Consider the following 26343-nt stretch of genomic DNA (forward strand, 5'->3'; position numbering starts at 1 on the left):
ACAAGGAGCAGCGATGCTGACGAGACGACGTGCCCGCATCGACGTACCGGCCATCCTGCGGCTGATGGAGGTGGGCGACTACCTGCTGCCGTACACGATCCGGGCGGTCTGCCTGCTGCGGGTCGCCGACCAGCTCGCCGACGGGCCGATGCCCGCCGCGGACCTGGCCCACGCCTGTGACGCCCACGAGCCGTCGCTGACCAAGGCACTGCGGTATCTGGCCTCCCGGGACCTGTTCGCCGAGGTCGCGCCCGGCGAGTTCGGGCTGACCCCGATGGCCGACCTGCTGCGCGCCGACCACCCCTTCTCGGCCCGGGACATCTTCCTCTCCCCCGTGGTCTGCACCCGGGCGATGGAGGGCCTGGACCACACCCTGCGCACCGGCGAGGGCGCCTTCGACGCGGTCCACGGCATCGGCATGTGGGACCACTTCGGGCAGCACCCCGCCGACGGCGAGGCGTTCGACAAGGTGATGAGCGGGGTCACCGGGATGGAGCTGATGGCCATCCTGCGCGCCTCGGACTGGTCCCGCTTCGGCACGGTGGTCGACGTCGGCGGCGGCAACGGCCGGTTCCTCGCCGACCTGCTGGGCCGCTTCCCCCGGATGCGCGGCGTGCTGTTCGACAAGCCCGGCGTGGTGGCGAACGCGCCGGAGACCTTCGCCACGGCCGGCGTCACCGACCGGGTACGCGTGGTGCCCGGCAGCTTCCTCACCGACGACATCCCGTCCGGTGGCGACGCGTACGTGCTCAAGCGGATCCTCTACAGCTGGAGCGACGAGGAGGCGACCGGGGTGCTGCGCCGTATCCGGGCGGCGATGTCCCCGCAGGGCCGGGTGTTCATCCTCGAGGCCGGACGGCAGTCCGAGGCGGAGAGCACGCCGCTGGCCCGTCGGATGGACATGCTGATGCTGACGTTGAGCGCGGGCGGCGCGCGCAGCCTGGACGAGCAACGGGCGATCCTGGCCGGGGCCGGGCTGGAACTGGTCGAGGCGACGCAGACGCCGATGTTCCCGGTGATCGAGGCCCGACCGGTATGACCGGGCTGCTGTCCTGGCTGGGGCAGCCGCGCGCCGACCGGGGCGTCCGCTTCTCCCGCCCGGACGGGGACTGGGACCGGTGGTCGTACGCGCGGTTGGCCGGGCTGGCCCACGGACACGCCGCCGGGCTGGCCGCGCGGGGCGTACGCCCGGACGACGTGGTCGGGGTGGTGCTGCCCTCCGGGCCCGGATTCGTCGGCACCCTGTTCGGGGCGCTGCTGGCCGGGGCGACGGTGTCCCCGCTCGCCCCACCCGCCGCCTTCGGCGACCCCGACCGGTACGCCGAGCACCTGAGCGCGGCCCTGACGGCGATGCGGCCCCGGTTGCTGGTGGTCGACGGCGCGTCCGCGCCCTCGGTGGCCCGCGCGGCGGCCGACGCCGGGGTGTCCACCGTCGACGTCGCGGACCTGCCCGCCGAGACGACGGCGCCGATGGAGGTGGCGCCGGCCCGGGTGGCGCTGCTCCAGTTCACCTCCGGCACCACGGGGGCGGTACGCGGGGTGCGCGTGCCACGGACCGCCCTGGAGGCCAACATCGCGGCCGTCCGGGACTGGCTGGAGATGACGCCCGACGACGCGACCGCCTCGTGGCTGCCGGTGCACCACGACATGGGCCTGGTCGGGTGCCTGCTGGCACCGGTCGTCACCGGCGCCGACCTGTGGCTGCTCACCCCGGCGGAGTTCGTCCGTCGGCCGAGCCGGTACCTGGAGTGCTTCGGTCGCGCCGGGGCCCGGTTGACCGCGATGCCCGGCTTCGGGCTGGCGCACGTGCTGCGGCGGGTCCGCCCGGAGCAGCTCGCCGGGCTGGACTTCCGGCAGTGGCGGGCGGTCATCGTCGGCGCCGAACGGATCCCACCGGCCACCCTGACCGCCTTCGCCGACCTGCTCGCCCCGCACGGGCTGCGCCGGGAGGCGCTGCTGCCCGCGTACGGGCTGGCGGAGGCGACGCTGGCGGTGACCGGGCTGCCGCTGCGGACCGGGTGGCGGCAGGTGCCCGGCCCGGACGGCGTACCCGTGGTGGGCTGCGGCGGCCCGGTCACCGGGGCCGAGATCGCGGTGGTGGACGACGACGGCCGGCCGGTCGACGACGGGACGGTCGGTGAGATCGTCGTCGGTGGCGCGTCGGTCGCCGACGGGTACGCGGGCGGCCCGCCCTTCGACGGCACGGTCCGCACCGGGGACGCCGGGTTCCTGCGGGACGGGCACCTCTTCGTGCTGGGCCGCCTCGGCGACAGCCTCAAGGTCCACGGCCGGACGGTGTTCGCCGAGGACGTCGACGCGGTGCTCGGCGCGGCCCTGGACGCGCCGCCCGGACGGCTGGCCACCGTGCTCGGCCTGGTGGCGGGGGCCCCGACCGTGGTGGTCCACCTGGAACATCCCCGGCCGGAGTGGCTGCCCCGGATCCCCGCCCTGGTCGCGCCGCTGGTGCCGGCGGCCGACGTGCACGTGGTGCCGGTGCCGTCCGGCACGATCCCGCGTACCACGAGCGGCAAGCCGAGGCGGCGCCAGTTGTGGCGGCGCCACCTGGACGCGTCCGCGCACCCGCCGCGCGAGGCGGCGGGCCCGGTCACGTCAGGCCGAGGCTCCGGATGACACCGGCCAGCACCTTCGTCCGGTGCGGCACCAGATAGAAGTGGTCGCCGTCGAAGACGGTCAGGTCGAAGGCGGCCCGGGTGTAACCGGCCCAGGCCGCCACCTCGTCCACCAGCGCCTCGGTGTCCACGTCGCCGACGAGCGCCGAGACGGGGGTGGCCAACGGCGCGGCGTCGACCGGGCGGTAGCTCTCGATCAGCCGGTAGTCCGCCCGCAGCGTCGGCAGCAACGCCGACCGGAGCTGCGGGTTCTCCAGCGCTGCCGGGTCGGTCCCGCCCAGTCGGCGCAGCTCGTCCCAGAGGTCGTCGTCCGGGCCCAGGTGTTTGGTGCCCGGCCGGTGGTGGCAAGGCGCGGGCCGTCCCGAGACGAACAGGTGCGCCAGCGGCGCGGCGTGCCGCTGCTCCAGCCGGCGTGCCACCTCGTAGGCCACGGCGGCGCCCATGCTGTGCCCGAACAGGGCGATCGGCAGGTCACGCCGGGGCGCGAGCACGTCGGTGACCATGTCCGCCAGCACCGGCATGGCGGTCAGCGCGGGCTCGGCGATCCGGTCCAGCCGGCCCGGGTACTGCACCGCCAGCACCTCGACGTCGTCCGGCAGCTCCCGGGCCCAGCTCCGGTAGAACGGCGCGCTGCCGGTGGCGTGCGGGAAGCAGACCAGTCGCACGGTGGCCGCCGGCCGGGGCCGGTAGCAGCGCAGCCACCGTCGCGCGCTGGTCTCGACCGAGGTCACCCGCCCACCCCCGCCGGCTCCCGCGCGTCCGCCGGGTCGGCCACCGCCGCCTCACCGGCCGCCGCCAGGGCCGCCAGGTCACCCGCGCCGAGCATCCGGGGCGGCTCGGCGGAGACCAGCTCCGGCGGGCCGAGGATAGCGGTCAGCTCCTGCCACAGCTGGCACAGCGTCAGGTGGTACTGGCCCTGCCGCAGCGGGTCCTCGCCCCGCTCGACGGTGTCCCGCAGGGTCCAGAGTGCCCGGCGTACGCCCTGCGGCCAGGTGGTGCCGAAGACCGTGTCGTAGTGCGGCACCTCGCTCGGGCCGAACGTGACGGCGCTGGGGGTGCTGGTGTCACGGTCGGCGGCGAAGTGCGGGTCGGCGCCGATGCCGGCGACCTCGCGGGGGAAGTCCGGCCGCGCGGTCCAGACCGTCGGGCCGTGCGTACCCACCAGCGTGAGGTTGCCGGCCTCGGTGCCGATGGTGATCCGGTGCATCAGGTGGGCGTAGTTGTCCGGGTCGGCCGGGTCCATCTGGTTCTGTACCCGCAGCGTGACCGGCACCCCGGCCAGCACCCCGTCCAGGCTGCGGAACGGCAGGTCCAGCTCGGTCGCCGAGGTGACCGACGCGGGCAGGGCCGGCAGCTCGGTGAACCGCCACGGCCGCACCCCGCCGAGCGCCTGACCGAGCAGGTCCAGCAGCGAGTACGCCAACTGGAAGCCGCAGGCCACGTCGAGGTAGCGCGGTGGCTGGCGGCGCAGCAGTTCGCCCGCCGCGCCGAGGAACCGACGGACCGGGGTGATGTGCCGATAGAACGGGTTGAGCTGGTACACCACCTTGTGCCGGCGGGCCTGGCGCAGGCAACGGGCCAGCTCGTCGTGGTGCAGCGGGTGCTCCTGGAGCACGTGCACGCCGCGCGCCATCAGCTCCATGGCCAGCTCGGAGCCACGGCCGCCGAGCAGCCCGCCCCGGATGACCACGCAGGCGATGTCGATGTCGTCGGGCAACTGGTCCACCGCCGTGTACAACGGCACGCCGTAGTGCGCGGCGCAGGCGCGGGACCGGTCGCTGCCACCGGCGAGGACCCCGGCGAGCTCGAAGCTCGGGTCCGCCTCGCGGAAGGACTCCAGGTAGACCTGGCCGAACCGGGTGCCACAGACGACCACCCGGGTGGGTCGCTTCATATCACGTCCTCCTCGTACTGCTCGACGGCGGAGACGTCCGCCACCACGGCGGCCAGCGGCACCGCCGGCACCGCCGCCAGTTCGGTGACGGTGGCGATCGGGTCGAGGACCTCGTCGGTGTGCCAGACACCGGGCGGTACCGCGCCGGCCAGCACCGCTCGGGCCGTCAGCGCGGCCATGCTTCCGGTGAGTTCGCTGGCGCCGGTGCTGCGGACCACGGCGGTCCGCTCCCCGCTCGGTCCGGCGAGGGTGACCACCAGGTTCTGGTACGCCGGGTGGCCGAAGAGGTCCAGCTCCGCCGCCCGGCACAGCCGCTCCCCGGCCTCCCGGTGCCCGCTCTCGGCGGTCCCGGACCCGGTCCGCAGCGCGGCCAGCACCCGCTCGCCGGCGAAGACCGAATACCAGTCGACCTGTCGCAGCCCCAGCACGGCGGCCACCCGGGCGGTCTCGGTGCCCAGGTAGGGCTGGGCGGTGACCGGCTCGGGGAACCACGGCAGCGTCAGCTCCGGCACCGGGCGCAACGCGTTGCGGGCCACCCGGCCGTCCCGCCAGGCCGCGGCGGGCCAGCCGAAACTCTCGTCGGCGGCGACGTAGTCCACGGCGGCGGTCAGCGTGAACCGGTCCCGCCCGCCGACGTACCCGGTCAGCCGGTCGCCGTCGGGCAGGTGGGCGGCGAGCAGCCGGGGCAGCAGCCCGGTCAGTCCGGGCATCATCCCGGCCGACACCACGCCGGTCCGGCCGCTGCCGCCGGCCACCGCCGTCACGGCGGCGTGCAGCGCGTCGTCACCGGCCGCGTCGACGTAGTCGGCACCGGCCGCCACCGCCGCCCGGGCCACCTGGTCGACCAGTTCCACGGCCGGGCCGGCGCAGTTGAGCACCACCCGGGCACCGGCGCAGAACCGGGCCAGGTCGGCCGGGTCGCGGGCGTCCACGACCATCCGGTCGACGCCGTCGAGCTGCGGGGGTCGCCGGGCGCCGACCCGCAGCGGGCCGACGTCCCAGGACCGCAACAGCGCCACCGCCGCCCGCCCGACCGCCCCGGAGGCGCCGAGCACGGCGACAGCGGTCACCGCGCCGGCTCCGGGTCGAGGGCCGCCAGCGCGGTACCGGCCGCCGGGCCCAGCACCGTCAGGTGGTCCGCGTCCACGTCGACCGTGCGGACGTCACCCAGGCAGAGGTCGGCCCAGAACTCCAGACTCTGCGCGTCGTAGGGCACCGCGCCGGTGGGCCGCAGCACGACGAGGTCACCGGCGTAGAGCGTCGGCTCGTGCCGGGCGACGGCCGCCAGTCGCGCGGCGAAGTCCTCGCCGGGCGTCCCGGCGGCACCGGTCTCCGCCCGGTACGCCGCCGCCGGGTCGGCGCCGGCCGCCGGCCGCCACGGCGAGATCAGCACCACCGCGTCGACCTGACCGCCGGTCTCGATCAGCGACCGCGCCACCTCCAGCGTGGACGTGGCACCGAGGCCGTACCCGACCAGCCGTACCGCCGGGTGTACGGCCGCGGTGACCAGGCGGGCCTGCGCGGCGGCGACCCGGAGCAGGTCGTCGGCCGCGCCCGGGGCCAACCCGAGCACCGGACCGGTCGCCGCCAGGTGCGGCACCAGACCCGCGTACGCGTCGACACCCTCGCCGCCGGGCACCAGCACCCAGGGCACCCCGTCGGTGCCCTCGTGCAGCGGGGACAGCCCGTCCCCGCCCGACGTGGCCGGCACCGACGGCGACGCGGTGACCGGGGTGGCCGACTCCGCCTCGACGTGCCCGGCGAGGGCGGCCACCGTGGGCTGCTCCAGCACCTGCCGCAGCAGCTGGTCGAAGAAGAGGCCGGCGGCCTGCGGGATCTCCTCCAGGATCCGGCCGGTGATCTGGGCCGCGACCAGGGAGTCCCCGCCGAGTTCGAACAGGTTCTCGTCCCGGCCGACCCGGGGCAGCCGCAGCGCCTCGGCCCAGACCGCCGCGATCCGACGTTCCAGGTCGCTGTCCAGGGCACCGGACGACCCGGCGGCGGTCGCCGTGCCCCGCCGGGGCAGTCGACGGCGCAGTACCGCCCGGTCGACCTTGCCGTTGGCGTTGAGCGGCAGGGCGTCGACGACCTGGACCACCGACGGCACCATGTACTGCGGCAGCCGACCGGCCAGGTGCTCGGTCAGGTCGTCGCGGGAGATCCGCACCCGGTCGGTCTTGAACCGGGCGGCCAGCACGCACATGCCCAGCTCGGCGATGAAGCCGTCCGGCTCGGGCAGGCACAGCGGCTGCGCCGCGCCCGCCGCGCCCAGCACCTCCAGCCAGGACCGCCGGTCGAGGAACACCTGCTCGGTGCCCCGACGCAGGTCGGTGAAGTCGGCGGTCGCCTCGTCCACACGGACCAGCAGTTCCAGCGAGGTCATGATCTGGTGGTGGTCGCGGGTCATCTCGCAGGCGACCAGCCAGCCCTGCGGGGCGAGCACCTCGCGCAGCCGGTCCAGCGCCCGGCCGACGTCGGCGCTGGCGTGCAGCACGTCGCCGGCCACGACCACGTCGAACGAGTTCGGGGAGAGGCCCTGCCCGGCCAGGTCCCGGTCGATGTCGACCGCTTCCAGGCGCAGGCCGGGCCGGTCGCCGAACCGGGTCCGCAGTTCGCCCAGGAAGAACGGGGACAGGTCGGTGGCCAGGTAGTCCACCTCGTACCCGTCCAGCGCGGCGAGCACGGCGGCGGTGGTGCCGCCGGCCCCGGCGCCGACCTCCAGCACCCGCAGCGCCCCGGGCTCGATCCGCTGCTCGGCGATCCGCCGCACCAGGGCCGCCGCCGCCTCGTTGGCCCACCGGTTGAACAGCGTGCGTTCGTAGAGGCCCTGCGAGACGTCCACCCGGCCCTGCGGGAACAGCAGCGCCAGCGGGTCGTCCTCGCCGCGCAGCAGGGCGGGCAGGTGCGCGGTGCTGGCCCGGAAGTAGTCCAGCAGTTCCCGGTCCTCGGCGTCGGCGAGCTGCTCCACCTCCCGCCATCCGGCGTCGGTGTCCGCCGCCGCGCCCGCCGGCGTCAGTCCGTACCGGCCGTCGGTGTCCCGGTCGAGCAGACCGGCGTCGGTGAGCGCGCGCAGCCAGCGCCGGACCAGCCGGTGGTGGCGGGACGCGACGTGCGCGGTGTCCAGCAGGTCCGCCAGCGGGTGCCGGCTGCCGGCGGCGAACAGCCCGGCGGCGCGGAACGCGTCCACCATGGCCGGCAGCGCGACGTCGTCGAGCCGGTGGGCGTACGCGAGGTAGCGCTCCCGGTCGACACCGGTGAGCGTGCTGTCGGCGTCGACGCAGGCGTCCACGCCGAGCTGCCGCAGGGCGGCCTGGTCGTGCTCGGCCTGCGCGGCGGTGACCGGCCGTCCGGCGGGTTCGACGAACGCGGCCAGCCGCCGCTCCAGCGGGGTGTCCCCGTCGACCACCACCACCGCCCCGGCGACCGCCGGATGTCCGCCCAGCGCCGCCTCGATCTCGGCCAACTCGATCCGGTAGCCCCGGATCTTGACCTGGAGGTCCTCCCGGCCGAGGAACTCGATGGTGCCGTCGGGCAGGTACCGGCCCAGGTCACCGGTGCGGTACAGCCGCTCACCGGTCTGCGGGTGCACGACGAAGCGCTCGGCGGTGCGCTCGCGGTCGTTGAGGTAGCCCACCGCCAGCCCCACACCGCCGATGTACAGCTCGCCGCTGACCAGGTCCGGACGGGGCCGCAGGGCCGCGTCGAGCACGTGGAAGCTCTGGTTGGTCAGCGGGCGGCCGTACGGGATGCTGCGCCACTCCGGGTCGACCTGCTCGATCGGATACCAGATCGACCAGATGGACGCCTCGGTCGCCCCGCCGAGGCTGACGATGCGCAGTCCGGGCACCCGGGCGCGGATCTGGTCCGGCAGCGCCACCGGGATCCAGTCGCCGGAGAGCATCGCCAGTCGCAGTCCGTCCGGCACGGTGGCGGTGGCCGAGACGAGGTAGTCGTGCAGCATCTGCAACTGGGCCGGCACCGAGTTCCACACCGTGACGCCGTGCGTGCCGACCAGGTCGGCCCAGTGCGACGGGTCCCCGCGCCGCTGCGGGTCGGGCAGCACCACCGCGCCGCCCACCGAGAGCGGCCCGAAGACGTCGTACACCGACAGGTCGAAGCCGAGGTTGGAGAGGCCGAGCACCCGGTCGTCGGGGCCGACGCCGAAGCGGTCGTTGATGTCGAGCACCGTGTTCACCGCGCCACGGTGATTGATCATGACGCCCTTGGGGCTACCGGTGGAGCCGGAGGTGTGGATGACGTACGCCAGCTCCTCCGGGTCGCCGGAGCCCTCGACCGGCTGCGGCTGCCCGGTGCCGAGCAGGTCCACGTCGAGCAGGCGCAGCCCCTCGGCCCAGCCGTTCCGGTCCACTCCGGACTGGGTCAGCGCGCACCGGATCCCGGCGTTCGTCAGGATGGTCCGGCGGCGTGCCGCCGGCTGCGAGGTGTCCACCGGTACGTAGACGCAGCCGGCCAGCAACGCGCCGAGCACCGCGACGACCTGCTCCCAGCCCCGGTCCATGACCACCGCGACCAGTTCCTGGCGGCGGCAGCCGGCGGCGGTCAGCGCCTCGGCCACCCCGGCGGCCCGACCGAGCAGCTCGGCGTAGTCCAGCGTGCGGTCGGCGGCGACGACGGCGGGCCGGTCCGGGGTGCTCAGCGCCTGCAACACCACCCTGTCGTGCAGCATCCCGGCGGGGACCGGGGCCTGCGTCCGGTTGGTCTCGGCGCGACGGTCCCGCGTCGCCTCGGGCGGGTCCGGGTGCCCGGTCCCGGTCCAGGCCGCGTCGTCGCCGGCCAGGCGGTGCAGCACCGCGTCGTACGCGGCGAACATGTCGTCGACCACGCCGGGCGGGAAGACCTCCTCGCGGACGTCCCAGTTGGACACCAGGCCGCCGTCACGCTCGATGTTCTGGCAGTCGATCCAGACCTGCGGCGTCTGGCTGATCCCGTAGCCCAGCTCGCCCAGCGGCGCGCCGTCGGCGGCGGCCCCGGCCGAGGTGATGCCGATGGCGCTGGTGAAGACCACCGGGAAGAGGGCCGCCTCGGCGCCCTGCCGGCGGGCGATCTCCCGCATCACCTCGATACCGCTGAACGAGCGGTGGTCCAGGTCCTCCCAGAGCTGGGCCTGCAGGTCCCGGGCCCGCTCGTCGAAGCGGCGGGTCGGGTCGGCGTCCACGGCCAGCAGGTCCACCGAGGTGAAGTCGCCGACCAGCGCGTTGACCTGGTCGTGCACCGGCGCGCGGTTGAGCAGGGTGATGTCGAGGGTGAACCGGGACCGCCGGCTGTACGCCGCGATGGTGTCCGAGAACGCGGCCAGCACCGCACCGGACGGACTGACCCCGTGCCGGCCGGCGCGCTGCCGCAGCCCCTCCCAGACCTGCGACGAGAGCCGGGTCTCCCAGCGGCGGAACCGGCCCTCGCTGTCGGCGGGACGGGCCACCGTGGGCAGTTCCGGCGCGGCCGGCAGCTCGTCGACCCGGGCCAGCCACCACTGCTTGTCCCGCTCGTGGCGCGGGCTGTCCCGCACCGCGCGCTCGGCGAGCTGGTAGTCCCGGAAGGTGATCTCCAGCGGCGGCAGCGGCTCGTCCGGCCGGTGATAGAGCCGGTGTAGCTCGTCGAGGACCACCTGGACGCTGATGAAGTCGGCGATCAGGAAGTCGATCGAGACGTGCAGCACGGTCCGGTGGTCGGCGCGGGTGATCCGGGCGGCGAACAGCGGCCACCGGTCGGGCGTGTGCACCAGGTGGTCCATCTCGGCGCGGACGGCGCTGACCGCCGCGTCGACCACCGCCTCGGGACGGCCGGTCAGGTCGATCACGGGCACCTCGAACGGCGGCACCTCCGCCAGCACGCGCTGCGCGCCGTCGGCCTCCACCACCGCGCGGAGCATGTCGTGCCGGGCGATCAGGGCCCGCCAGGCGGCGGTCATCCGCTCCGGGTCCAGCTCGGGATAGACCAGTTCGCCGTAGCCGTGACAGGCGACGCCGCCGTACGCGAACGTCTCGCCCCGCCCGAGCAGGTACGCCGCCTGCACGTCGGTGACCGGGAACGGGTCGTGCCGGTGTGCCCGGTCGGGGACCAGGGTGCCGTTGCCGGCGAGGTTGTCGAGGTGCGCGACGATCTCGTCGCGTCGGGCGCGCAACGCCTCGCGACGATCCGGCGTCATCGCCCCCTGGGGTGCCCGGAAGCGCAGCTGACCGGCCTCCAACCAGACCCGTACCCCCACGCTCTCCAACTCGGCGAGCAGGTCACCGGCGGACGACTGACTCATATCGTGCCCTCCTCGAAGTCACCGGGTTCCACCGCGCCGCGGTGGGCGTCGAAGACGTCTGCCAACTGCGCCACGGTCGGCGCCAGGAACAGCTGCCGCAACGACAGCTCCACCCCGTGGCGCAGCCGCAGCGTCTCCACCAGCCGGGTGGCCAGCAGGCTGTCCCCGCCGAGGGCGAAGAAGCTCTGCTGCCGGCCGATCCGCTCGCACTCGAGCACCTCGGCCCAGATCTCGGCGATCAGCTTCTCGCTGTACCCGCGCGGGCTCTCGTCGGCCGCGTCGTCGGGTTCGGTGTCCACCTGGGCGGTCAACGCCCGACGATCCACCTTGCCGTTGGCGGTCAGCGGCAGCCCGGGGACGCCGACCACCCGTTCCGGCACCATGTAGCTGGGCAGCCGAGTCGCCAGGAAGCCGACCAGGGCCGCCTCGTCGACCGGTTCGTCGGCGGCGACCACGGCCAGCGCCAGCCGCCGGTGCGTACCCACGCCGACGGTCAGCCCGACGGCGCGGGCCACCCCGGCGTACGCCTCCGCGGCCGCCTCGATCTCCCCCAGCTCGATCCGGTGCCCACGGATCTTGACCTGGAAGTCGACCCGGCCGAGGAACTCCAGCGTGCCGTCGGGCCAGTACCGGCCGAGGTCCCCGGTGCGGTACCACCGCTGTCCGTCCACGGTGACGAACTGTCGTGCGGTGGTCTCCGGGTCGCCCCGGTAGCCCCGGGCCACCCCGACACCGCCGATCCACAGCTCACCGGGGACCCAGTCCGGGCAGTCCCGGCCGCGTGGATCGACCACCCGGTAGCGCTGGTTGCGCAACGGCAGCCCGTACGGCACGGACCGCCAGTGCGCGGGCACCACGTCGATCTCGCAGGCGTTGGACCAGATGGCCGCCTCGGTCGCCCCGCCGAGGGCGACGAACCGGGCCTCGGGGCACCGGTCGCGCAGCCGTCCGGGCAGGTCGAGCCCGACCCAGTCGCCGGAGAGCAGGGCCAGCCGCAGCCCGTCGGGCAGGCCGTCGGTGTCGGCCGCGACCAGCAGCATGTCCAGCAGCGCGGGCACCGAGTTCCAGATCGTCACCCCGGCACTGCGGGCGACGGCGACCCACCGGCGGGCCTCCCGCCGGTCCTCGTCGGCGACGCAGACCACCGCACCGCCGGCGCCGAGCAGCCCGAAGACGTCGTACACGGACAGGTCGAAGTCGAGCGCCGAGATGGCCAGCACCCGGTCGTCGGGGCCGACGCCGTAGCGGGTGTTGATGTCGTCGACGGTGTTCAGCGCCGCCCGGTGGGTGATCTCCACGCCCTTCGGCTCACCGGTGGAGCCGGAGGTGAAGATGATGTAGGCGAGTTGCTCCGGGTCCACCTCGACCGGTGCGGGCAACGGGGTGGCGGGCGTGTCCGGCGCCACCACCGGGTGACCGGTGTCCAGGTCGGGTGGGGCGACGACGGCGCGTACCCCGGCCCGGGAGTAGATCCGGTCGCGGCGCTCGGCCGGCTGGTCGACGCCGACCGGGACGTAGTGTCCGCCCGCCGCGAGCACGCCGAGGACCGCGGCGACCTGGTCGACGCCGCGCGGCAGGGTCACCGCGACGGCGTCACCGGGCTGGACGCCGTGCGCGCGCAACGCCCCGCCGAGACGCAGCGCCCGCACGGCGAGTTCGCGGTAGTCGACCGTGAGTCCGTCGGCGGTGACCACGGCGGTCGCGTCGGGCGTGGCGGCGGCGTGCCGGAAGAAGCCGGTGTGCAGCAGGCCGGTCGGCAGCGGGCCGGCGGTGTCGTTGACCGTGTCCCGGACCCGCCGCTGCGCCGCCGGCAGCGGGGCCGGGGGCACGGCCTCCCAGTCCGCCGTGGTCAGCCGCAGCAGCAGCTCCCGGTACGCGTCGAACATGGCGTCGAGCAGGCCGGGCGGGAACAGGTCGTCGACCGAGTCCCAGTTGTAGACCAGTCCGCCGTCGCGCTCCATCACCTGGTTGTCGAGCCAGACCTGCGGGGTCTGCGAGATGCCCCAGACCAGCTCGCCGAAGGGGAAGGACATCTCGCTCATGCCACCGGCGACACCGAGGGCGCTGGTGAACACGACCGGCATGCTGACCGCGCCGCCCTGCTGACGGCGGGCGAGTTCGCGCAGCACCCACAGCGCGGAGACCGAGTCGTGGGCCATCCCCTCCCAGACCTGCTCCTGGGTGCGCCGGACCACGTCCAGCCAGGTGTCCCCCGCCCCCGCCCGATGCGCCAGCAGCAGCAGGGAGGTGAAGTCGCCGAGGATGTTGTTGATGTCGGGGTGCACGTCACGACGGTTGAACAGGGTGAGGTTGAGGGTCAGCTCCCCGCGACCGCACCAGGCCGACAGCACCTCGGCGAAGGCGGCGGCGAGCACGCTGGCCGGGGTCACCTCGTGCCGCCGGGCCTGCTCGGTCAGCCGGGCCCACTGCGTCGGGTCGAGCCGGTCCTCCCGGCGGACGAAGCGCGGGGCGACCACGGTGTCCGGGTCCACGGCGAGCGGCAGCGGCGGCGCGGGCGGGAGGCTGTCCAGCCGCTCCCGCCAGTACCGCTGGTCGTCCTCGACGGTCGACGAGTCGGCCAGCACGTAGTCACGGAAGGTCACGCCGACCGGCCGCAGCGAGGCCGCCGGGTCGGTGTAGAGCGTGGTCAGCTCGTCGAAGAAGATCACGATGCTGAGCGCGTCGAGCACGATGTAGTCGAAGCTGAACCCGATCCGGACCCGGCCGTCGGCGTACCGGACGGCGGCGATCTCCAGCAGCGGCCACCGGCTCGGGTCGGGGACCCGGTGGGCCATCCGCTCCCGCAGTTCGCGCAGTTCGGCGTCACCGCCGTCGCGGACGGTGATCCGGAACCGGTCCACCTCGGCCAGAACCCGCTGGTCGCCGTCGTCGTCGAAGATCGCGCGGAGCATGTCGTGCCGGGCGACCAGCAGGTCGACCGCGTCCTCCAGCCGGTCCAGGTCGACGTCCGCGCCGTCGAACTCCCAGTACCAGTGCGAGCCGACGCCGCCGAGCGCGAACTCGCTGCTACGCCCCAGCCAGTACGCCCGCTGCACGTCGGTGGGGGGAAAGGGCGCGTACCGGTTCGCCGGGTCGGCCCGCAGTGCGACGGCGACCGGGCGGTCCCCCTCGACGCGGCGCAGGGTGGCGGCGAAGTCGGCCAGCACCGGGGTGGCGAAGAGTTGGCGCAGGTTCGCGCCGTCCAGCCCGGCGGCGCCGAGCAGCGCCATCGAGCGGGTCGCCACCAGGCTGTCGCCACCGGCGGCGAAGAAGCTCTGCCGCCGCCCGACGGCGGGCACCCCGAGCAGCTCGGCCCAGATCCGGGCCACCTCGCGCTCGATGTCGCCGACCGGCGGTTCGAGCTGCTCGGTCCCAGGGCGGGCGGCGTCGACCAGGCGGGCCACCGCCCGTCGGTCGATCTTGGCGTTGGCCGACAACGGCAGATCGTCGGTGAGCACCACCCGCTCGGGCACCATGTACCCGGGCACCTGCTCGGCCAGCCAGTCACGCAGCGCGGCCGGGTCCAGGTCGGTCTCGGTGATGACGGCGACGGCGAGTTGCCGGGGCGTACCGAGGGCGACCGCGACCGCGCGGCGGACGGCGGGGTGCCGTTCCAGTGCGGTCTCGATCTCCCCCAACTCGATCCGGTGCCCCCGGATCTTGACCTGGGCGTCGGCCCGACCGAGGAACTCGACGGTGCCGTCCGGGTGGTAGCGGGCCAGGTCACCGGTGCGATACCAGCGCACCCCGTCGATCTCGCGGAACTGCGCGGCGGTGCGGTCGGGGTCGCCCCGGTAGCCGTCGGCCACCGAGAGGCCACCGATCCAGAGTTCACCGGTGACCCAGTCGGGCCGGTCCCGTCCCGCCGGGTCGGTCACCCGCATGAGCTGGTTGGCCAGGGGCACGCCGTACGGCACCGAACGCCAGTCCCCGGGCACCGGCACCGGCACCACCTGGACGGTGGAGTGGATCGCGGTCTCCGTGGTGCCGCCGAGCGCCACCAGGACCGCGCCCGGGGCCTGTGCGGCCAACCGTCCGGCCAGGTCGAGCCCGACCCAGTCGCCACCGAGCAGGGCCAGCCGCAGCGGCAGGTCGCCGTCGGCACCGGCGGTCAGCAGCATGTCCAGCAGCGCCGGCACGGACTGCCAGACGGTGACCCGGTGCCGGCGGACCAGCTCCACCCAGCGGTCGGCGTCCCGCCGCTCGTCCTCGCCGACGCAGACCAGCGCCGCACCGGCGTTCAGCATGCCGAACATGTCGTACACGGAGAGGTCGAAGTCGAGGGCCGAGACCGCGAGCACCCGGTCCTCCGGACCGACGTCGAAGCGCCGGCCGATGTCGTCGATCGTGTTGACCGCCGCCCGGTGCGGCACCTGCACGCCCTTCGGCTCGCCCGTGGAGCCGGAGGTGAACAGCAGGTAGGCCGGGTCGTCGTCGGTGCCGGGAACCGGGCCGGCGGGCGGGTACGAGCGGTCCGCCACGTCGAGCACGCACAGGTCTGCGGGCAGTTCCGGCAGGGGCACTCCGGTCACCACGTGCCGCACCCCGGCCACCGCGTGGATCCGGGCCCGGCGGGCGGCCGGCTGGTCGACGCCGACCGGCACGTACACCCCGCCGGCCCGCAGCACGCCGAGCACCGCGACGACCTGCCGTGGTCCCTTCTCGACGGTGACCGCCACCGGGTCGCCCGGACGGAGCCCGTTGGCGACCAGCGCTCCGGCGACGCGGTCGGCCTGCGCGGCCAGGTCGCCGTAGTCGAGCCGGCCGTCGGTGCCCCAGAGCAGCGCCGGGCGGTCCGGCTCGGTGGCGGCCCGGGCGAAGACGTCGTCGTGCAGGCGGCGACGACGGATCGGACGGGCCGTGTCGTTGGCCGCCGCGCGGACCTGCCGGGTCCGCTCCGGCAGCAACTCCGGCGGGTACGCGGCCCAGTCGGCGTCGTCGTCGAGCAGCCAGTCGAGGATCCGCAGGTACGCGTCGAACATCTCGCCGACCAGCCCGGCCGGGAAGAGCTCCTCGACGCAGTCCCAGTTCACGAAGAGGCCGTGCTCACGCTCGGTGACCTGCACGTCCAGCCACACCTGCGGGGTCTGCGACATGGTCCAACCGGGCGCGCCGAAGCTCTCGCGCACCTCGCCGTCGAAGAGTTCGCCGAGGCTGAGCGCGCTGGTGAAGACCACCGGGGCGCCGACGGGCGTACCGCCGCGCAGCCGGGTCAGGTCCCGCAGCACGTCCACTCCGGTGTAGCCGGGGTGGGCGGCGTCGGCGCGCAGCCGCTCCTGGACCGTACGGGCGAAGGCCGCGAAGTCACGCTCGGCGGTGGTGTCCACCTCCAGCAGCAGCAGGTTGGTGAAGTCACCGACCAGGTGCGCGACGTCGGGGTGCACCGGCTGCCGGTCGTAGAGCGGCAGGTTGAGCAGGAACCGCCCGGCGGAGCTCCACCGACCCAGCACGTGACCGAAGGCGGCCAGGAACAGCACCGGCAGGGTCAACCCGTACGTCCGGGCGCGGCGGGTCAGTCGCTCGACCTGCTCGGCAGCGACCCAGTGGTGGTGTCGGACCACCCGCTGGCCGCTGACCTGCTGCGGATCGACGGCCAGCGGCAGCTCCGGCGGGCCGGGCAGCTCGGGCAGCCGGGCCTGCCAGTACGCCTGGTCGGCGTCCCGCTCGCCGACCCGGCGTCGACGCAGGGTCGCCAGGTAGCTCGGGTAGTCCAGCCCGATCGGGGGCAGCTCGGCGTCCGGGTCCTGATAGAGGCGGGCGAGTTCCGACATCAGGATCCGGAAGCTGTGCGCGTCGGCCACCAGCATCTCGATGTGCACGTGGCAGCGGGTGCCGCCGTCGGGCAGCAGCGAGAGTTGCACGTCGAAGACCTCGCCACGGGCCACGTCCAACCGCCGGTGCGACAGCCGGTCGCGCAGGTCGAGCAGGGTCCGCTCGGCCTGCGCGTGGTCGAGGGCCCGCAGGTCGTGCACGGTCAGGCCGGGCCAGGGGCTCGTCGGCAGGATCCGCTGGCGGCCGTCGTCGTCGAAGCGGGCGCGCAGCATCCCGTGCCGGCGCAGCAGTGCCCGGACCGCGGTGTCGAGCCGGTCCGGGTCCACCCCGCTGCCGTCGAACTCGTTGTAGAAGTGCGCGCCGACGCCGCCGAGGGCCTGGCCGTCGCCGCGTCCCACCCAGTACGCGTGTTGCATCGCGGCCAGGTCGAAGGGTTCGTCCGCGTCGACGACGGTCAGCGGCGGCGCGTCGGGGACGACCGCGTCGGCCGGTGCCCGCTCGGCGACCATCCGCCACCAGTCGTCCAGGGTGCGTCCCTCGACCAGCTCCGCGAAGCTCACCGGCACGCCACGCTGATGCCACCGGGCGACCAACCGCATCACGCCGATCGAGTCGAGACCGAGCTGAAGCAGGTCGGCGTCGTCCGCGACCGTGCCGGGTGGCTCACCGAGGACGGCCGCGATGTCGTCCCGCATACCGTCCCGGGTGAAGGGTCGTGTGTGTTCGGCCTCGACGCCCAATCTGGGTCTCCCCTGTTCGACGGAGTTGTCCGGCACCGCCACACGAGTCCGTGCCGACGCCAAGGTAACAAGCCAACACGGATACGTACAGTAGAAAGAACATGCTACTTGCAATAGGCTCCACATACGACGGCATGACGGCCGGTCAGGCAGCGGTGGTGACCGGCGGAGAGGGTGGCACCCGCGATGGCGACCGGCCCGCCCGGGGAGGGCACCTGCCAGGTCTGGTGGGCCAAGGTCGGGTCACCGGACGACAAGCGTCTGATCGCCCTGCTGTCCGCGCCGGAACGCGACCGGCACGCCTTGTTCACCGATCCGCACTCGCGCGCGACACACCTCACCGCCCGGGCGCTGACCCGGTCGGTGCTCGCCGGGATGCTCGGCACCCCGGCGAGCGAGCTGCGCTTCGAGGCGGTGTGCCGACAGTGCGGCGGGCCGCACGGCAAGCCGGTACTGCGCGCACCCGCCACACCGGTGTCGTTCTCCGTCGCGCACTCCGGGCGCTGGTGTGCGGTGGCGTTCGCCTCCCGGACCGAGGTCGGCGTGGACGTCGAGCGGATCGCGGTACGCGGGCGCGACCTCCCGTGGCGCGCGCTGTCGCCGGTCGAGCGCGCGGTGGTCGCGGCCACCGACGCCCGGGACCGCACGGCCGCCTTCATCCGCTACTGGACCAGGAAGGAGGCACTGGTCAAGGCCACCGGGGACGGCCTGACCGTCGACCCGGCCACGATCACGGTGACCGCACCGGACCAGCCGGCCCGGCTGCGGCGCTGGGCGGGTCCGTCCCGTCCCGCCGCCCGGCCGCACCTGGTCGACCTGGATGCCCCCACCGGGTACGCCGCCGCACTGGCGAGTCTCGGTGGACCCCTTGTGGTGTCCACTCACGACGGCAATTCACTGCTCGACCCGATCCGCTCCGGTGTGGCGGGTTTCGCATCGACACACATTTCCAATAAGTTGCTGACCTAACGCGATCGGGTGATCTCCGTCCGTTGCCGGACACCGGGGACGCACCCGCCACCGTCACGTCCACCGAACCCCCCAGGAGAGGGATCTGATGTCTGACGACACTCGCACGTCGCCAGGAACCGACACCGACACGGTGTCGGCACCTGCGCCGGCCGCGACGCCACCCGACGAGTTCGTTCCTCCGGTCACCGGTCGCAAGCGCACCCTCGCCCTCATCGTGGTGCTCACCGGGTTCGTCCTGGACCTGCTCGACATCACCATCGTCAACGTGGCCCTGCCGTCGATCCGGGACGGCATCAACGCCACCGCCTCCACCATGCAGTGGCTGGTGGCCGGCTACGCGCTCGCCTTCGCCTCGATGCTGATCATTTCCGGTCGGCTCGGTGACATCATCGGCGTACGCCGGATGTTCCTCATCGGTGTCGCCGGCTTCACCTTCACCTCGCTGCTCGCCGGCATGGCGCAGTCGCCTGAGCAGCTCATCGTGCTGCGCTTCCTCCAGGGCGCCATGGGCGCGGTGATGGTGCCGCAGGTCTACACCTTGATCCAGCTGCTCTACGCACCCAAGGAACGCGGCCGGGCGTTCGCCGCGCTCAGCGCCGCGCTCGCCTTCGGCACGGTCGGCGGCCCCCTGGTCGGCGCGCTGCTGACCACCGCGAACGTGGGCGGCCTGGGCTGGCGCATGATCTTCCTGGTCAACGTCCCGATCGGCATCGCGGCGTTCTTCGCCGCGCGGGCGCTGCTGCCCGAGTCCGAGCGCAACCGCGGGGAACGGCTCGACGTGGTCGGCGCGACCCTGATCACGGCTGCGGTGATGCTGATCGTCTATCCGCTGGTGCAGGGGCGTGAGCACGGCTGGCCGCTGTGGACGTACGGCATGATGGTCGCCGGTCTGGTGGTGTTCGCGCTGTTCGTGCTGCACCAGCGTTCCCGCACCGAGTCGCCCCTGGTGCCGCTGTCGCTGTTCCGGCACCGCTCGTTCAGCTCCGGCCTGGTGGTGGTCTTCCTCTTCCAGGGCGCCGTGATGTCGTTCTTCCTGGTCATCACGATCTACGTGCAGATCGGCGTGGGCTACAGCATCCTGCGCGCCGGGTTGGCCGGTCTGCCCTGGGACATCGCGGTGCCGTTGCTCGGCTGGCTCTCCGCCCGGTGGATCACGCCGAAGCTCGGCCGGGTGGGCCTGCAGATCGGGTTGGTGCTGCTGATCGCCAGCATGTTCTGGTTCATGTGGGTGATCGACAGCACCCCGCAGGTGACCATCTGGCAGCTGCTCGTGCCGATGTTCATCGGCGGCGCCGGCATGGGTATGACCTTCCCGCCGCTGATGGGGTACTCGTTGCACGACGTGCCCGGTCATCAGGCCGGGTCGGCCTCCGGGGTGGTGAACGCCAACTACCAGATCGGCGTGACGCTCGGCATCGCCGCCTGCGGCACGCTGTTCTTCAGCCTGATCGCGGCCAGCGCACCCACCGCCACCGACGACGTGGGACCGCGTCTGCGCGCGGACCTGGTCGCCGTCGGTGTCGCCGAGGGCCAGGCCGAGCAGATCGGGCAACGGTTCCGGGACTGCGTGAGCACCCAGCTCGGCGCCGCCGACCCGACACTGCCCCCGGCCGGTTGCGACAGTGCGACCGTGGCCGCCGGTGGCGGTGACCGGGCCGTCCAGGTGATCGAAGAGCGGTCGTTCGAGGCCAGTCAGATCAGCTTCCAGCGGGCCATGGTCGGCACGCTCTGGTTCAGCGTGATCAGCTTCGCGCTGGCCCTGTTGGGAAGCTTCCTGCTGCCGCGCCGCTGACCGGGTGCGGCCGACATGAACCGCGGCCCCGGTGCCGCCGTCGAGAACGGGGGCACCGGGGCCGCGGGTGTCGTGGGTCAGCCGAGCGCGGTCCGGTAGGTCGCGATGGTCCACACGTGGCCCTGCGGGTCCTGGCAGGTGAACTCGTACGAGTCGTGCGGCTTGCTCTCCGGCGCGAGCAGGATCTCGGCACCGCCGGCGACCGCGCGCTCGTGCAGGGCGTCCACCTCGGTGTCGGTCTCGACCCGGAGGAACGTGCCGGCGGTGGCGGCACCGAGCGCCCGGGGCTCGCCGAGCCGCAGGTCGCCGTTGGCCGGGTTAATCATGATCAGACCGTGGTCACCGATCTTCAGCTCGGCGTGGTAAACGTTGCCCTGCCCGTCGTCGAAGACCCCGAGCCTGGTGAAGCCGAACGTGTTCACCAGCCATTCGATGGCCTTTGCCGGGTTCTCGTAGGCGATGTAGGGGGCGACGGTGGGCGGCACGGAGGAATCGGCCATGGGTCACTCCTCGGAGTCGATACGGCGAGACTGTCAGGACGAACAATCACTCTATGTGCTCTTTGCGTCCGGCGGACGACAAGAAGCCGACGGTCAGTCGAGCTTCGGCGCGTAGCTGCCGAAACCCCACAGGTGACCCTCGAGGTCACGGGCCACGTACTCCCGCGATCCGTAGTCGGTGTCGGTGAGGGGCATGACCACCTCGGCGCCGGCCGCCACCGCCCGGTCGTGGTGGGCGTCGACGGCGTCACCGACGTAGACGTAGACGCCCTGGCTGGTCAGGGGCAGGTCCCGGGGGCTGGCCATGGGCAGGCTCGACGAGCCGGCCGGACCGAGCTGGAACGTGCCGATGCCCCACCGCAACTCGGCGTGCACCACCTGGCCCTCGCCGCCGGTCGTCTTCTCCAGCAGCGTGAACCCGAAGGCGGAGCAGAGCCAGTCGATGGCGGCACCCGGGTCCCGGTAGCGCAGGAAGGGGATCACCGGTGCGACCACATCGGACATTTGGATCCTCCTGATGTCGACAGACGACATCCACCCTACCCAGCCGACTCCGGCGCAGACAGCCGACACACCCGGGGTCAGCGCGGTCGTACCAGCAACGGCAGTTGGTCGTACGAACGCAGGCTGGCGTGTCGACGCCGGACCGCCGGACCCGCCGGACCGAGGATCTCCACCGACCGCACGATCCGCTCGAAAACGATCACCGACATCAGCCGGGCCATCGCGGTGCCGAGGCAGTGGTGCAACCCGCCGCCGAAACCGAGGTGCGGGTTGGGGTCACGACCGACGTCGAGGCGCTCGGCGTCGGCGAACACGGAAGCGTCCCGGTTGGCGGCGCCGAGCAGCAACAGGACCGTCCGACCCGCCCGGATCTTCACACCCTCCACCTCGACGTGTTCGCGGGCCACCCGGATGACGTTCTGGATCGGCGCGTCGTACCGCAGGAACTCCTCCACCGCGACGGGCACCAGGCCCGGGTCGGCGCGCAGCCGGCGCAGCTGGTCCGGGTGCGCGAGCAGCGCCGCGACGCCGTTGGAGACCAGGCCCATGGTGGTCTCGAAGCCGGCGTGGAACAGGAACAGCATGTTGTCGACGAAGTCCGCCACGGCCAGCCGGTCGGTCGCCGACTCCTCCCAGTACATCCCGGCCAGCGTCGGCCCCCCGGGCTCGTCGCGACGGGCGGAGAGCAGCTCGCCGAGGTAGTCGTGCAGCCAGGGCAGCGCGGCGTTGATGTCGTGCAGGTCGGACGGGGTGAGGTTCGCCGCGTCGAACACCTTGGCCAGCGAGATCACCCGGGTCAGTACTTCGGGCCGGTCCGAGGTCGGGATCCCGATCAGGTCGCACACCACCCCGACCGGCAACGGCACCGCGAGGTCGGTCACCACGTCGAGGGTGCCGCGTTCCAGCGCGGGGTCGAGCAGCGCGTCGGCCGCCGCACCGATGTGTCCGGTCAGCCGGCGCGCCACCGGGGTGCCGAGCGCCCGACCGATGAACCGCCGCAGTCGGGTGTGGTCCGGCGGGGTACGGGTCAGCACGATCCGGTCCAGGAAGTCCGCGCCCGGCCCGTCCCCGAGGGTGATCCGGGTGTACTCCGGCGGCATCCGGCTCTCCAGCCGGTTGTCGCGTAGCAGCGTGGTGACCAGGGAGTGCCCGGTGACCAGCCACTGGCCCAACTCGGCGCGGGACAGCGGGCCGCGTTCGCGCAGTCGCGCGTACGCCGGGTACGGGTCGTCCTGGGTCGCCAGGAACGCCGCGGACAGGTGAGGACGCGCGGTCTCGGCTCGCATACAGAGCACTATCCGGGAGAGCCTGCCGGGCGGCAAGACCCTACATACATCTAGCGACACAGTCGACAAGGTCCACGGGCTGTTCTAGGCTCGGTCCGTGGCTGAGCTCGTGCGTGAGGAACCCGCTTCCGTCGGTCAACGCCTCCTGGCCCTGATGGACCACTACCGGGGTCGGGACAGCGCTCTCAACGAACAGGTGCTGTGGCGCCTGCGTGGCCCGTACGACCACGAGGCGATGACCCGGGCGGTGGCCGCCCTGACCGCCCGGCACGAGCCGCTGCGGACCACGTACCCGCGCGGTCGCCGGATGCGCCAGCAGATCCACGTGCCGCGCCCGGTGCCGGTGCCGGTGACCGACGTGTCGGCCGAGGCCGACCCGGGTGCCGCCGCCCGGGAGATCGTCGCCACCGAGGTCGCCACCGGGGTCGACGCCTCGGTGTGGCCGCTGCGGCCCCGGGTGGTCCGGCTCGACGCGGAGCACCACCTGGTGGTGCTCACCCTGCACCACTACTGCTCCGACGACTACTCCAACGCGTTGCTCGCCCGCGACCTGCGGTCCCTGTACGCCGTCGAGACCGGCGAGACGGTCGACCTGCCCGCCCCGCAGTGGCAGTACGCGCAGTGGGCCCGCTGGCAGGCCGACCAGCTCTCCGGCGCGAACCTGACCCGGCTCACCGACTACTGGACCGGCAAGCTGACCGGTGCGCGCCTGGTGGAACTGCCGGCCCGCCGGCGGCGTCCGGTGCCCGACGGCGAACCGCCGTGGATCTCGGTCGAGCACTACGTGGACGCCGAGACCACCGCCGCCCTGCGGCAGCTCGCCCGCCGGCACCGCACCACGCTCTTCCCGGTCACGCTGGCGGTGTTCTACGCCCTGCTGTACGCCGAGACCGGCGCCGACGACCTCACCGTGGCCTCGCTGTTCGCCAACCGTTCGCAGCCACAGGTGCGCGACACGGTGGGCTTCTTCGCCAGCATGGTGTTGCTTCGGGAACGCTTCACGCCGGACACCACGCTGAGCGAGCTGATCGCCCAGGCCCGCACCACGGTGATGGACGCGATGCGGCACCAGGACCTGCCACACCAGTTGCTCCCGCCGGACACCGTGGCGGGCGGCACCGGACGCACCGACGACGTGCTGTTCCAGCTGCTCGGCAGCCTGATGACCCGGGCGGACATGGCCGGTGAGGAACTGGACGACATGGAGGCCCAGCTCGAACGGCGGCGTTTCGCGCTGGAGTTCGTGGTGGTGCCGCAGGGCGACCAGCTCTCCGCGTTACTGTTGTGTTCCCGGGCCGAGTTCGATCCGCTGTGGGCGGACACCTTCGTCCGTGACTATGTCACCCTGGTGCGACGCGCGGTCGCCGACGCCGACGTCCCGCTCGCCCGCCTGCGTGGCGCACCGGTGACCTGAGCCCGCCGGCCCGCTCCGGGCCGGCACGACCCGGAGCGGGCCGAGAACCGGCCACCTTCAGCGCGCCGGACAACCACTGGGCACGCCAGGGCTGGACCAGCGCCCGGCTGGCCGGGTCACGCCCGGACAGCGGTCCGAGCTGCTCACCGAGGCGTGGCGGCGGCAGGCACCCCGACGCCTGGTCGCCGCGTTCGACGCGGCACATCCGGGCGGGGATGGCGTCGGGTAGCGGTCTCGCCCGGCCGATCGCACAGGCGACACCCGACAGCGCAATTGATTGAACCTGCAATTATCGACATCGCACGAATCGAGCTATTCCCACTCGACGTGCCCGCACCGACCGCAAATGCAAATTGCAGAACTCGCCGCGCGGATAATCCGGTTAAGTCTTTCTGAATCGGACCGAAACGGCACACATTAATTTTCGGACCGACCGACCCGCACCCCCGCAGATCCGGTCAGCCCCGATTCCGTCCGGCCAGTGGACCGGGGCACCCGCGCACCACCCGCGCCTCGGCAACCGCCGGACGTGACCTGCGCCGACGCACCAGGAACTGCAGGTGCAGCCGCAGCATGCGGCCGATCTGCTCGGACGCCACACCGCGTCCGCTCCGTCGCCCCTCCAGCATGGCCCGCTCCGCCCCGCAGCGCACGACCACCGCGGCCCCCGCCGCGCTCGCACCTGCCGCGACGTCGACCAACGAGGTGAAGCCCACCTCGTCCACCCCGGTGACGTCGGTCAGGTCCAGTTCCACCTGGTCGGGCAGCAGGTCACCATGGTCCAACATGTACTCGGCGACGCGGGTGACGTACCCCGCCGTGCTCCGGTCCACGCTGCCGCTGACGGAAATCGCTACGGCAGTTCTGCTCACCCTCCGGGCCTTGACCATAGGCAACACAATTCCCCCCTCCTGCTGATCTCACACCATAGAACGCACTCGCGCGGCATGGGAATAACCGATCGGCTTCAATACTGGGACATCCGCGTGCTATCTACGGCTGGTGATTCTGATGGACCACAATGCACGTTACTTTCCGTGCTTAGACAGGAAGTTCTCCGGCCGTCCCGCCCCGGTCCCGGCCGCCGGACCGTCGTCTCGACGGTGAGCAGCGTCGACGACGCGGGACCCCGGCCACCCGTACCGCACGCGCGGCAGGCCGACGGGCGGCACCCCCCGACACCCGTCCGGGCGCCCCGGTCACCGGACGTGATCGGTCCCGGACCGTCGGCCGAACATCCGACAAAAGTCGACGGAGCCCATGACCCGCACGGATCGGACGTCCTGACCGGACCGACGGAGTGTGTGGTGTGTCGTCATCGGTCTTGCCGGACGGCGGTAAAACGACAGACACTAGGCGGATGAGCGCACCGACCCTCGCACCCCGGTTCGACGCCCTGGACCCGAACGTCGTCGAGGACCCCTATCCCGAGTACGCCCGGCTGCGCGCCGCCGGCCCGCTGTGCCGGATCGGGCCGGGCAGTTGGGGTGTCACCCGCTTCGCCGACGTGGTGGCCCTGCAACACGACCCCCGGCTGGGCAGCGAGTTCCCCGCCGGCTACCACGAGGTGTCCGTGGGCGACGGCCCCGCCAGTGCCTTCTTCCAGCGCATCATGCTCTATCGCGATCCGCCCGACCACGTCCGGCTGCGTCGGCTGATGAGCCGCGCGTTCAGTCCCGCGGTCGTCCGCCAACTGCGGTCCTACGTCGAGGAACTGGTCGACGAGATGCTCGTCCCGGCCGTGGCGGCGGGCCGGATGGACCTGGTCCCCGAACTGGCCTACCCGCTGCCGGTCCGGGTGGTCTGCCGACTGATGGGCATCCCGCCGGAGTCCACCGACGACGTCCGCCGGCACGCGATGAACCTCGGTCGCGCCTTCACCGCCGTGGTCCCCGAGCACGCCCGCGCCGACGCCGACGTGGCCGTACGCTGGCTGCGCGAGCACATCGGCGACCTGCTCGACCAGCGCCGCTCCCGTCGGGGCGACGACCTGCTCTCCCGGCTGCTCGACGTGGAGGAGTCCGGCGACAGCCTGAGCCACGACGAGATCGTGGACAACACCGTCTTCTCGTTCTTCGCCGGTTTCGAGACCACCGTGCACATGATCACCACCGGTACCGCCGCGCTGCTGGCCCACCCGGACCAGCTCGACCGGCTACGGGCCGACCCGGCCCTGGCGACCACCGCGGTCGACGAGTTCCTGCGCTGGGACGCCCCGATCCAGGGCACGGCCCGCTACGTGCACGAGCCCATCGAGATCGGCGGGCGCACGGTACGCAGAGGGCGGGTCCTGGTGCTCATGATCGGCTCGGCGAACCACGACGAGCGCCGGTTCACCCGGCCGGACCGGCTGGACGTGGGCCGCACCGACAACCCACACCTCGCCTTCGGCGGCGGCGCCCACCTCTGCCTCGGTGCCTTCCTGGCCCGGATGGAGGGGGCCGTGGTGTTCGACCGGCTGGCCCGCCTCGCCGTGCTCGAACCGGACGGCCCGACCGTACGCGAACGCGACACCCCGTTCCGCGCGTACGCCTCGGTGCCGATCCGGCTCGGCTGACCGGCCCGCCG

The 26343-nt window shown here is 73.2% G+C and carries 15 protein-coding genes; 6 read left to right on the forward strand and 9 right to left on the reverse strand.

What is annotated here, in order from left to right:
• Window positions 1-13: 13 nt before the first annotated feature.
• The gene (locus HUT12_RS19155; RefSeq protein ID WP_176094252.1) at window positions 14-1039 is read left to right on the forward strand and encodes a methyltransferase; all 1026 of its coding nucleotides are present in this window, start codon (window positions 14-16) and stop codon (window positions 1037-1039) included.
• A complete protein-coding gene (locus HUT12_RS19160) occupies window positions 1036-2631 on the forward strand; it encodes an AMP-binding protein (RefSeq protein WP_176094253.1) in 1596 nt (531 codons plus the stop codon). The genes HUT12_RS19155 and HUT12_RS19160 overlap by 4 nt, the downstream gene beginning before the upstream one ends.
• Here the strand turns inward: HUT12_RS19160 and HUT12_RS19165 are convergent.
• From HUT12_RS19165 to HUT12_RS19185, 5 genes are read right to left on the reverse strand one after another with little or no spacing between them, the layout of a single operon-like run.
• Window positions 2606-3361 (reverse strand): thioesterase II family protein, encoded by a 756-nt coding sequence (locus tag HUT12_RS19165; RefSeq protein ID WP_131057773.1) that lies wholly within the window; start codon window positions 3359-3361, stop codon window positions 2606-2608. The two genes, HUT12_RS19160 and HUT12_RS19165, sit on opposite strands and share 26 nt — an antisense overlap.
• Window positions 3358-4524, reverse strand: a complete 1167-nt coding sequence (locus HUT12_RS19170) for a Gfo/Idh/MocA family oxidoreductase (protein WP_176094254.1) — start codon at window positions 4522-4524, stop codon at window positions 3358-3360. The genes HUT12_RS19165 and HUT12_RS19170 overlap by 4 nt, the downstream gene beginning before the upstream one ends.
• Window positions 4521-5594, reverse strand: coding sequence for a saccharopine dehydrogenase NADP-binding domain-containing protein (locus HUT12_RS19175; RefSeq protein WP_176094255.1), 1074 nt, complete (start codon window positions 5592-5594; stop codon window positions 4521-4523). Before HUT12_RS19175 ends, HUT12_RS19170 begins: the two co-directional genes overlap by 4 nt.
• Window positions 5591-10795: a non-ribosomal peptide synthetase gene (locus HUT12_RS19180; protein WP_176094256.1), complete on the reverse strand. Its 5205-nt coding sequence runs from the start codon at window positions 10793-10795 to the stop codon at window positions 5591-5593. Before HUT12_RS19180 ends, HUT12_RS19175 begins: the two co-directional genes overlap by 4 nt.
• Window positions 10792-17262, reverse strand: coding sequence for a non-ribosomal peptide synthetase (locus tag HUT12_RS19185; protein ID WP_176094257.1), 6471 nt, complete (start codon window positions 17260-17262; stop codon window positions 10792-10794). The genes HUT12_RS19180 and HUT12_RS19185 overlap by 4 nt, the downstream gene beginning before the upstream one ends.
• 231 nt (window positions 17263-17493) lie before the next feature.
• Here HUT12_RS19185 and HUT12_RS19190 point away from each other — a divergent pair, with 231 nt between their 5' ends.
• The gene (locus HUT12_RS19190; protein ID WP_176094258.1) at window positions 17494-18276 is read left to right on the forward strand and encodes a 4'-phosphopantetheinyl transferase superfamily protein; all 783 of its coding nucleotides are present in this window, start codon (window positions 17494-17496) and stop codon (window positions 18274-18276) included.
• 88 nt (window positions 18277-18364) lie between these two features.
• Window positions 18365-20071 carry an MFS transporter gene (locus HUT12_RS19195; protein WP_176094259.1) on the forward strand — a complete coding sequence of 569 codons (1707 nt, stop codon included), beginning with the start codon at window positions 18365-18367 and terminating at the stop codon, window positions 20069-20071.
• Window positions 20072-20148: 77 nt separating this feature from the next.
• On the opposite strand, the gene HUT12_RS19200 is transcribed toward HUT12_RS19195, so the two are convergent.
• From HUT12_RS19200 to HUT12_RS19210, 3 genes are all read right to left on the reverse strand, one after another.
• Window positions 20149-20571, reverse strand: a complete 423-nt coding sequence (locus tag HUT12_RS19200; protein WP_176094260.1) for a VOC family protein — start codon at window positions 20569-20571, stop codon at window positions 20149-20151.
• Between the two features lie 93 nt (window positions 20572-20664).
• On the reverse strand, window positions 20665-21075 hold the full coding sequence (locus HUT12_RS19205) for a VOC family protein (RefSeq protein ID WP_131054762.1): 411 nt from the start codon (window positions 21073-21075) through the stop codon (window positions 20665-20667).
• A 77-nt stretch (window positions 21076-21152) separates the two neighbouring features.
• Window positions 21153-22361, reverse strand: a complete 1209-nt coding sequence (locus tag HUT12_RS19210) for a cytochrome P450 (RefSeq protein WP_176094261.1) — start codon at window positions 22359-22361, stop codon at window positions 21153-21155.
• A gap of 97 nt (window positions 22362-22458) precedes the next feature.
• On the opposite strand from HUT12_RS19210, the gene HUT12_RS19215 reads away from it, so the two are divergent.
• On the forward strand, window positions 22459-23775 hold the full coding sequence (locus HUT12_RS19215; RefSeq protein WP_254876882.1) for a condensation domain-containing protein: 1317 nt from the start codon (window positions 22459-22461) through the stop codon (window positions 23773-23775).
• Window positions 23776-24233: 458 nt separating this feature from the next.
• On the opposite strand, the gene HUT12_RS19220 is transcribed toward HUT12_RS19215, so the two are convergent.
• A complete protein-coding gene (locus HUT12_RS19220; protein ID WP_236145971.1) occupies window positions 24234-24647 on the reverse strand; it encodes a hypothetical protein in 414 nt (137 codons plus the stop codon).
• 488 nt (window positions 24648-25135) lie between these two features.
• Here HUT12_RS19220 and HUT12_RS19225 point away from each other — a divergent pair, with 488 nt between their 5' ends.
• Entirely contained in the window at window positions 25136-26332 is a 1197-nt protein-coding gene (locus HUT12_RS19225) for a cytochrome P450 (RefSeq protein WP_131056536.1), read from the forward strand.
• Window positions 26333-26343 lie beyond the last annotated feature (11 nt).

It is taken from the genome of Verrucosispora sp. NA02020, assembly GCF_013364215.1.
Classification (GTDB): Bacteria; Actinomycetota; Actinomycetes; order Mycobacteriales; family Micromonosporaceae; genus Micromonospora.

Bases quoted from the DNA above. Each gene is read 5' to 3' on its own strand.
- HUT12_RS19190 (WP_176094258.1), top strand. From the start codon at position 17,494: ATGGCGACCGGCCCGCCCGGGGAGGGCACCTGCCAGGTCTGGTGGGCC.
- HUT12_RS19205 (WP_131054762.1), bottom strand. From the start codon at position 21,075: ATGTCCGATGTGGTCGCACCGGTGATCCCCTTCCTGCGCTACCGGGAC.
- HUT12_RS19195 (WP_176094259.1), top strand. From the start codon at position 18,365: ATGTCTGACGACACTCGCACGTCGCCAGGAACCGACACCGACACGGTG.
- HUT12_RS19185 (WP_176094257.1), bottom strand. From the start codon at position 17,262: ATGCGGGACGACATCGCGGCCGTCCTCGGTGAGCCACCCGGCACGGTC.
- HUT12_RS19210 (WP_176094261.1), bottom strand. From the start codon at position 22,361: ATGCGAGCCGAGACCGCGCGTCCTCACCTGTCCGCGGCGTTCCTGGCG.
- HUT12_RS19225 (WP_131056536.1), top strand. From the start codon at position 25,136: ATGAGCGCACCGACCCTCGCACCCCGGTTCGACGCCCTGGACCCGAAC.
- HUT12_RS19170 (WP_176094254.1), bottom strand. From the start codon at position 4,524: ATGAAGCGACCCACCCGGGTGGTCGTCTGTGGCACCCGGTTCGGCCAG.
- HUT12_RS19180 (WP_176094256.1), bottom strand. From the start codon at position 10,795: ATGAGTCAGTCGTCCGCCGGTGACCTGCTCGCCGAGTTGGAGAGCGTG.
- HUT12_RS19155 (WP_176094252.1), top strand. From the start codon at position 14: ATGCTGACGAGACGACGTGCCCGCATCGACGTACCGGCCATCCTGCGG.
- HUT12_RS19160 (WP_176094253.1), top strand. From the start codon at position 1,036: ATGACCGGGCTGCTGTCCTGGCTGGGGCAGCCGCGCGCCGACCGGGGC.
- HUT12_RS19200 (WP_176094260.1), bottom strand. From the start codon at position 20,571: ATGGCCGATTCCTCCGTGCCGCCCACCGTCGCCCCCTACATCGCCTAC.